Below are 248 nucleotides of genomic sequence, written 5' to 3'. Positions count from 1 at the left end.
ATCATTCCAGGCCACACGGTAGTTACAGCAAAGGGCGATTTCAAAACCACCGCCCAAGGCCGCGCCGTTAATAGCCGCGGCTACGGGTACGGGTAGCTTTTCGATACGTCGCAGCACTGCCTTGGTCGCTTGCAGGCCTTGAAAGAATTGTTCGACCTCTTCAGGCTGAACTTTGACCAAATCATTTAAATCACCACCGGCAAAAAATACTTTCTTGGCAGAGGCGAACACGACACCGCGCAAGTCAG

Annotated in this window: 1 protein-coding gene; it reads right to left on the bottom strand. The window is 52.4% G+C overall.

Annotated features, from left to right (window positions below):
• Window positions 1–248, bottom strand: a 248-nt coding sequence (locus ACTF5Z_RS12200; RefSeq protein ID WP_438985872.1) for an enoyl-CoA hydratase/isomerase family protein, incomplete at both ends; no start/stop codon positions are given.

It is taken from the genome of Aequoribacter sp. (assembly GCF_965659035.1).
GTDB lineage: Bacteria > Pseudomonadota > Gammaproteobacteria > Pseudomonadales > Halieaceae > Aequoribacter.
This window is presented reverse-complemented; position numbering and strand designations above follow the sequence as displayed.